General features: G+C 29.9%; 7 protein-coding genes. All 7 read left to right on the top strand.

Annotation, left to right across the window (positions count from 1 at the left end):
• Window positions 1-69: 69 nt before the first annotated feature.
• The 7 genes from DW269_RS11855 to DW269_RS11825 all read left to right on the top strand — a co-directional run bounded on the left by DW269_RS11855 (window position 70) and on the right by DW269_RS11825 (window position 7,170).
• Window positions 70-1,356: a PTS sugar transporter subunit IIC gene (locus tag DW269_RS11855; RefSeq protein ID WP_117460158.1), complete on the top strand. Its 1,287-nt coding sequence runs from the start codon at window positions 70-72 to the stop codon at window positions 1,354-1,356.
• A 33-nt stretch (window positions 1,357-1,389) separates the two neighbouring features.
• A complete protein-coding gene (locus tag DW269_RS11850) occupies window positions 1,390-2,121 on the top strand; it encodes an alpha/beta hydrolase family protein (protein WP_117460156.1) in 732 nt (243 codons plus the stop codon).
• Between the two features lie 8 nt (window positions 2,122-2,129).
• On the top strand, window positions 2,130-3,593 hold the full coding sequence (locus tag DW269_RS11845) for a family 1 glycosylhydrolase (RefSeq protein WP_117460155.1): 1,464 nt from the start codon (window positions 2,130-2,132) through the stop codon (window positions 3,591-3,593).
• A 47-nt stretch (window positions 3,594-3,640) separates the two neighbouring features.
• Entirely contained in the window at window positions 3,641-4,495 is an 855-nt protein-coding gene (locus DW269_RS11840) for an AraC family transcriptional regulator (RefSeq protein WP_158546371.1), read from the top strand.
• 36 nt (window positions 4,496-4,531) lie between these two features.
• On the top strand, window positions 4,532-5,419 hold the full coding sequence (locus DW269_RS11835) for an ROK family protein (protein WP_117460151.1): 888 nt from the start codon (window positions 4,532-4,534) through the stop codon (window positions 5,417-5,419).
• Window positions 5,416-6,168 carry a ChbG/HpnK family deacetylase gene (locus DW269_RS11830; protein ID WP_117460148.1) on the top strand — a complete coding sequence of 251 codons (753 nt, stop codon included), beginning with the start codon at window positions 5,416-5,418 and terminating at the stop codon, window positions 6,166-6,168. The genes DW269_RS11835 and DW269_RS11830 overlap by 4 nt, the downstream gene beginning before the upstream one ends.
• Window positions 6,169-6,678: 510 nt before the next feature.
• The gene (locus DW269_RS11825; protein ID WP_233502517.1) at window positions 6,679-7,170 is read left to right on the top strand and encodes a Panacea domain-containing protein; all 492 of its coding nucleotides are present in this window, start codon (window positions 6,679-6,681) and stop codon (window positions 7,168-7,170) included.
• The last annotated feature ends 39 nt before the right edge of the window (window positions 7,171-7,209 follow it).

Below are 7,209 nucleotides of genomic sequence, written 5' to 3'. Positions count from 1 at the left end.
GTACAATCAATAATGAATCGATAGAATTCATTAACTGATTACGTACATATTATACGAGGAGAGAATAGTATGAATTTTTTTGACAAGTTTCAAAATGGCTTGGAAAAAGTAGTTGGTCCATTTGCGACAGCTGTAGGTAAAAGTAAGTATATCCAGGCATTAACAGAAGGTTTTATGTATTCAATGCCTCTTACGTTAGGTGTTGCTTTGATTGCAGTATTGGCAAATTTACCAATTGAGCCATGGACTCAATTTTTAAAGAATACTGGGATGTATTCAACAGCATTAGAGGTCGTTTCTTTAACATTATCATTGTTAGCTGTTTATGTAGTAGGGGCAATTGGTTATGCTTATACAAAAAAAGAAAATGAAAAAGGAATTATCGGTGCAATTATTGCGTTAGCATCTTTTATTGTTTTAATTCCTGTTCAGAGATTTACGACTGAACAAGGAAAAAGTGTTTCAACACTTGCTACTAGTTATTTAGGAAGTGACGGAATCTTTTTAGCTATTATTTTAGGATTAGCAGTACCAAGTCTTTATTGTTGGTTAATGAAAAAGAACCTAAGATTAAAACTACCAGATTCAGTACCACCAATGGTTTCTCAATCATTAGCACCAACATTTGTTACAATGATTATATTTACAACAATCTTTGTGATTAAATATGCATGTACTTTTACACCATATGGTAATTTATTTACTCTTGTATCAACACTTATTGGTAAACCAATTGCAGCTTTTGGAGCAAATCCAGTTTCATTAATCATAGTATTTACATTAATGAATTTAATTTGGTTCTTTGGTGTTCATCCTAATGCTATTTTAATGCCATATATGCCAATTTTAACACTTGTAAATCTAGCAAACCAAGAAGCATTTTTAGCAGGTAATGCTTTACCATATTTAACATTCGCTGTTGTTGCAACATGTGTCCAAATTGGTGGAGCTGGTAATACTTTAGGATTATGTATTGCAAGTTTCTTTGCTAAATCTGAAAAGTATAAAGCAATGAGAAAACTTGTTACACCAGCAAATATATTCAATATTAATGAACCAGTTATTTTTGGATTCCCAGTAATGTTAAATCCACTTTATTTCTTCCCAATGGTATTTTCACCAGCAATTGTAGGTCTAATAACATATGGATTATGTCAAATTTTTACATTTAATATTAATCCAACTATTGCAATGCCTTGGGTTACACCTGGATTTGTTACAGCATTCTTCCAGGGTGGCTTATCATTATTGTTAGTTTGGATTCTAGCAGTATTTATTGACTTTATTCTATATTTACCATTCTTCTTAATTGACGATAAGAATACTTTGAAATTAGAACAAGAAAATACAAAGTAGAAGTAATTACTTTTACTTTTTAAGGAGGACAATATGGCAAGAATTCAATGTAATGTTATTTCATATACATTAAAAAGAACAGTAGATATTAATGTGATTCTACCATCGGTTTCAATTCCTGAATCACTTTTTGATGATGAATGTCATCATGACTATACACATAAATATCCAGTAGTTTATTTATTACATGGTTTTGGTAATAATCATGCACAATGGTGTGGTTATTCCAATGTTGAGCTATATGCTGAAGAAAGAAAAATTGCTATTGTGATGATTTCTGGAGAGAATAAGAACTATTTAAATCAAGAACAAGATATGTTCTATGATTTTATTGAAAATGAGTTGATAGAATATATTGAAGGTGTTTTCCCAATATCTTCTAGAAAAGAAGATCGTTTTATTGCTGGTTTATCAATGGGTGGTTTTGGTGCCCTTTATCACGGTCTAAAAAATACTGATAAATATAGTGCTATTGGTGCATTTTCACCAGCTATACAAATGAGGGATGTAGATGTGGATCTATTTAAAGAATTAGATAAAAGTGACGCAAATATTCCTATTTATATTACTTGTGGAAATAAAGACTTCTTGTATGAATTAAATCTAAAGTTTGTTGATGCTTTAAAACAAAAGCGTGTGGAATATACATGGATCAGCGAAGAAGGATATGAGCATGAATGGCGTTTTTGGGATTTAGCAATTGAAAGATTTTTAGATTGGATTGATCGTAAAGATTATTATAAAAATACTAAAAGAAAGGTATAGGGATAGATATGAGTTTTCCAAGTGATTTTTTATGGGGTGGTGCAACAGCCGCTAACCAATATGAAGGTGGTTATTTAAGTGGTGGCAAGGGTTTAGCTACTGCTGATGTTTTGACTAATGGAAGTAAAAGTGAACCCCGTAGAATGGTTGTTGAATTAAGTGATGGTACACGTCAAGTTATCGGTAGATTGCAAGATGTACCAGATAAGGCTAAAGCTATTGTTTCAGATGAGATGTATTATCCAAGTCATGTGGCAACAGATTTTTATCATCATTATAAAGAAGATATTGCTTTAATGGGGGAAATGGGATTTAAAACCTTTAGAATGTCTATTAATTGGTCTAGAATTTATCCAAATGGGGATGATTTACAACCTAACGAAGAAGGTTTACAATTCTATGATAATGTTTTTGATGAATGCTTAAAATATGGGATTGAACCTTTGGTTACAATTAATCATTTTGATTTGCCAATTAATCTAGCATATAAATACGAAGGCTGGTTAGATCGTAAAACAATTCAATTCTTTGAAAACTATTGTCGAACAATCTTTACTAGATATAAAGATAAAGTTAAATATTGGCTAACATTCAATGAAATTAATTTCTTAAGAGATTATGGAACTTTAGGTATTTGCGAGGCCTCAAATAACCAAAAGCAGCAACAAGCAATCTACCATGTTTTACTAGCAAGTGCTAAAGCTGTTACACTTGGTCATCAAATTAATCCAGAATTTAAAATAGGTTTAATGATTGCTAATATCTTATTCTATCCTGAAACATGTAATCCAAATGATGCTCTTGCTGAAATGGAAATAGCTAGAGATTTTAAAGATTTTTACTATGATGTTCAATGTAGGGGTTATTATCCAAATTATAAATTAAAGGATTTAGAAAGAAAAAATGTAAATCTAGTTAAAGAAGATGGGGATGATGAAATCCTAAAAGATGGTACAGTAGATTTTATATCTTTTAGTTATTATAACTCTTCAGTCATTTCTACAAGAAACAATTCAGAAGAATCATCAGGTAACCAACTAGGTGGCACTAAAAATCCATATTTAGAAGAATCAGAATGGGGATGGCCAATAGATCCTCAAGGTTTAAGACTTGTTTTAAATAGATTATACGATAAATATCAATTACCATTAATGATTGTTGAAAATGGCTTAGGTGCAATAGATACAATTGAAGAAGATGGTTCTATTAATGATGATTATAGAATTGATTATTTAAGAAAGCATATTGAACAAATAGATAAAGCAATTAAGTATGACGGTGTTGAAGTATGGGGTTATACTCCATGGGGATGTATTGATCTTGTTTCTGCAGGAACTGGAGAAATGAAAAAAAGATATGGTTTTGTCTATGTAGACATGGATGATTATGGAAATGGTAGTTTAGAAAGAAAAAAGAAAAAATCATTTGAATGGTATAAAAAAGTCATTCAATCAAATGGAAACGATTTGTAAAATAGAAAAGTCTAAAAAAATATGCTAAAATGTCATGGGTGATGACAATGAAAATTATTTTTGATGATGAATATGAAAATGTTGATAAAGATGTTTCATCAATGAAAAAATATGATAAAAATAAATATTGTGTTTTTATTGATGGTGCTGGCTATAACCGAGAATTACGAATTATAGATGCTCATTGGCATGAATGGTTGGAGATCATCTATATTGTAGATGGAGAAACATCAATTAATACACCTAAAGGATCTCTATTATTAAAAAAAGGGGATTTTGCTGTTGTGGGTATGCAACTTCTTCATGAAATCATAAGTCATTTAGGTAATTATCGCTTTCAATGTATACAGATAAATATGGGCTTTATTCTGCAAAATATGGCTCCCACTTTATTAAATGATGTAGTATTTAAGGTAAAGAATGTAGAAGAATTCAAATGTCATTTTTCTAATATTGTTCGTTTGATGAAAAGAGATGATATTATCTCTCAATTAGAATATAAAGCTCATATTATTAATTTATTAGCACAATGTATTAAAGAGTCCAATGTTAATATTGAAAAGAATGACTGTGAAGTAAATGATATCTTTTCAGATATTCTATTCTATATAAGTACACATTACCAAGAGAACATTTCTTTAAAAGAATTATCTAATAAATTTCATTATACAACGCAACATATATCATTATTGTTCAAGAAAATGTTAGATACAACATATTATACTTATCTTACAAAAATAAGATTAGATCATGCAAAATTTTTACTTATGACAACAAATAAACGTATTATAGATATTGCATTAGAATGTGGGTTTTCTAATGAACATGTTTTAATAAATCATTTTAAAAAAGTTTATGGACAAACCCCTTTACAATATCGAAAAGATAATATGATTAAATAGACTACCTAGGGTAGTCTATTTTTATAGGAGGAAAATATGGATATACTTACAATAGATGTAGGAGGAACCTACATTAAATATGGTTTAATTGATAATCAACTTAATATTACAAATAAAGATAAAATTAAAACACCGTATCATAATAAAGAAGATTTTTTATTAACGCTAAAAGATTTATATCTCAAATTTAAAAATCAAATAGAAGGTATTGCACTCTCAGTTCCTGGTAGAATATCTTCAACAGGAGATATGCTCAGTGCGGGTGCTCTTACTTATTTAGAAGGATTAGAGCTTGCTAGTGAATTATCTAAGATCTGTGACAATATTCCTGTTTCTGTAGAAAATGATGGAAAAGCAGCGGCTCTTTGTGAAGCATTATATGGAAGTGCGAAAGATTATTCAAATTCTGTTTCTATTATTTTTGGTACAGGTATAGGTGGAGGTGTTGTTTTAAATAAGGAGATATTGAGAGGTAGTTTTTTGATAGCAGGTGAATTTAGTATGCTTTTCACTAATTTTAATGAAGAGAATGATGATCGAATGGCTTCTTTGTATTCTACTTTATCTATTGTCAAGAAGGTAAAAGAACTTCTGGGTGATGATTCAATTGATGGTGAAAAGATGATGTTGTTATATGGTCAAAATAATGAGTTAGTGGTAAAAGTTTTAAATCAATGGTTTTTAGCGATTGCTAAATTTTGTTACAATATCGACTGTTTATTTAATCCGGATGTTATCTGTATTGGAGGAGGAATTAGTGCTAATCCACTATTTGTTAATAAGATAAATGAAGCCATTGATTCTTTAGAAACAAAGACATATGTTTTTAGAAAACCATTAGTAAAATGTTGTCATTTTCAAAATGATTCTAATTTAATAGGCGCATATTGTCGTTTTAAACAAATAAGTGGAGGTCAAGTATGAAACTTATAGTACGAGGGGATGATTTAGGAATCAGTGAAGCTGTAAATTATGGAATTAGAAAAGCAATCATAGATGGTTGTCTTACTTGTGTTGGTATGATGCCAAATATGGAATATGCTAGACAAGGCTATGATTTAATAAAGGATTTAGATGTTTGTATTGGGCAACATACGAATATTTGCTTAGCTAAGCCTGTTTTGGATCCTCAAGAGATTCCGTCACTAGTTAATGAAAGAGGAGAATTTTATTCTAGTAAAGAGATAAATAGTAGAAAAATAGATACAATTAATATTGAAGAATGTGAAAAAGAAATAGAAGCACAGTTAAAACGATTTATTGAAATTACAGGGATGTATCCTCATTATTTTGAAGGACACGCTGTCTTTTCTAAGAATTATATAAAAGCATTAGAAAATGTTGCTCATAAATATAATTTATTCTTTGAAAATCCTATGGATTCACATTGGAGTGAATTAAATAAGATACATGGATTAGGATTTATCAAATTAGATGAAAATGGTTTATATGATCCAAAGAAGTACCTAGAAGAACAATTATCTGCTATTAAAGAAAACTATTGTTCTATTGCAGTGTTTCATCCTGGATTTATAGATCAATATTTATTAGAACATTCTTCATATACACTTATCAGAACTATGGAATGTGAATTTTTGTGTAGCCAATGGTTAAAGGATTGGTTAGAAAATAATCAAATACAGTTAGTAAATTTTGATAATTATAAGAGATGATAATTCTCTCTTCAGACTAATGATAAACTAAAATCTATGCATAAAAGATTGACTATTAAGTCAATCTTAATGGCATCAACTTAAGGATTTAAATATCCAAAAGTTGATGCTTTTATTTAATTTCGTGGAACAATAATGGGGTTTTATTTGTGCTTGAATCTCAACTTCAAAAAAAACGGATAAAAAATTTGATTTACTCTGCTTCTTGTCATTACAACAGTACCTTCATAAGTAAAATAAACTTTGTCGGATCTGGCTATTCTATAATAGTCTTGGTGGTATTTAATGTAGATCCATTTTACTGTTAGCGAATAATTTATAAAGAATAGGAAAGTAACCGCTATGTGAAGTATAAATAAGTAGAGCATAAAGTGAGGTGTATGAAATCATGAGATTTGTCCAGAAACTGAAAAAACAGGATATCAAGTTGGCTTGAATCATTTGTTGTACAAAGCTATAATGAGTTTGAAAATTATGGATCATTTAAGTTTTCAAATGGAGGGATACAGCATGACAGCAAAGATAGCAATTGTGGATAAACCAATAAAAGCAGATATTACTGATGTAGCAGATTGGTTTTTGTTAAAAGGAAATATGTCAAACAAAAAGATTCAGAAGCTTTGCTATTATGCGGAAGCATGGAGTTTGACTCTTTTAGATCAGGATATAGCTAATCATTCTGAATTTGAAGCATGGGTACATGGTCCAGTAAATCGTACTTTATATCAAACTTTTAAAGGCTATGGCTGGCATGAATTAAAAATTACTAATCGTGAAGAAGTCATGGCTAGAATGAAAAAATTATTTACGCCAGAGAGAATTGAAGTATTAGAAGCAGTTTGGGATACTTATGGAGAGTATGGAGCTGATCAATTAGAAGCTTTAACACATACAGAGCGTCCATGGTTAGAACAAAGAGTAGGCTTAGGAAAATTTGAAAGTAGCCATAGCATTATTTCTGCTACTACTATGAAGGAATATTATAATTCTGTTATGAAATGACGATTGTCAAGTGGAAATATCACATTTCTTTGATTATCG

The sequence above is a fragment of the Catenibacterium sp. AM22-6LB genome, assembly GCF_003435615.1.
In the GTDB taxonomy this organism is placed as follows: domain Bacteria; phylum Bacillota_I; class Bacilli_A; order Erysipelotrichales; family Coprobacillaceae; genus Catenibacterium; species Catenibacterium mitsuoka_A.
Note: the sequence above shows the minus strand (reverse complement) of the source record. Positions and strands in the feature narration are given on the sequence as shown.